This window comes from Blastomonas sp. UPD001 (genome assembly GCF_003426715.1).
In the GTDB taxonomy this organism is placed as follows: Bacteria; Pseudomonadota; Alphaproteobacteria; order Sphingomonadales; family Sphingomonadaceae; genus Blastomonas.
This window is the reverse complement of sequence record NZ_QKVT01000001.1, coordinates 2,522,582-2,523,109: the sequence shown is the minus strand read 5'-3', so window position 1 is coordinate 2,523,109 and position 528 is coordinate 2,522,582. Positions and strand designations below refer to the sequence as shown.

At 71.2% G+C, this 528-nt stretch carries 2 protein-coding genes; both read left to right on the top strand.

Features of this window, described 5'->3' with window-relative positions; all coding sequences use genetic code 11:
* A partial coding sequence (locus tag DM995_RS12820) for an acyl-CoA carboxylase biotin carboxyl carrier protein subunit (protein WP_198669356.1) occupies positions 1 to 225 on the top strand: 225 nt, incomplete at its 5' end.
* Positions 222 to 528, top strand: a 307-nt coding sequence (locus tag DM995_RS12815; protein ID WP_286164950.1) for an amidase family protein, incomplete at its 3' end; no start/stop codon positions are given. The genes DM995_RS12820 and DM995_RS12815, both read left to right, overlap by 4 nt.

Genomic DNA, 528 nt, shown 5'->3' with positions numbered 1-528 from the left:
GGCGCGGACCTGATCGAAACGCCGTTCGGCGGCAGCGTGTGGAAGATGCTGGTCAATGTCGGCGACGAGGTCGCGGCGGGCGATGCCATCGCGATCATCGAGGCGATGAAGATGGAGTGCCGCGTCGACAGCCCCGGCGCGGGCACGGTCGCGGCGCTCTATGCGAAGGAGCGGCAATCGGTGCAGCCGGGCGAGCCGATCCTCGCGCTGACGAGGCACGGATGAGCGCGCCGTTTCGCCTGAGCGCCACGGCCATCGCGGCGGCGGTGCGGTCCGGAGCGAGCAGCGCGGTGGCTCAGGCCGAAGCCGCGCTGGCGCGGATCGCGGCGTACGATGCTGTCCAGCCGCAGATCTGGATCAGCCGCGCATCGCCTGAGGCGCTGCTGGAGGCGGCGCGCGCGATCGATGCGCGGGTCGCGGCGGGCGAGCAGTTGCCGCTGGCGGGCGTGCCGTTCGCGGTGAAGGACAATATCGATGTCGCCGGGTTCGAGACCACGGCGGCGTGCCCTGCCTTTGCCTATGAACCGC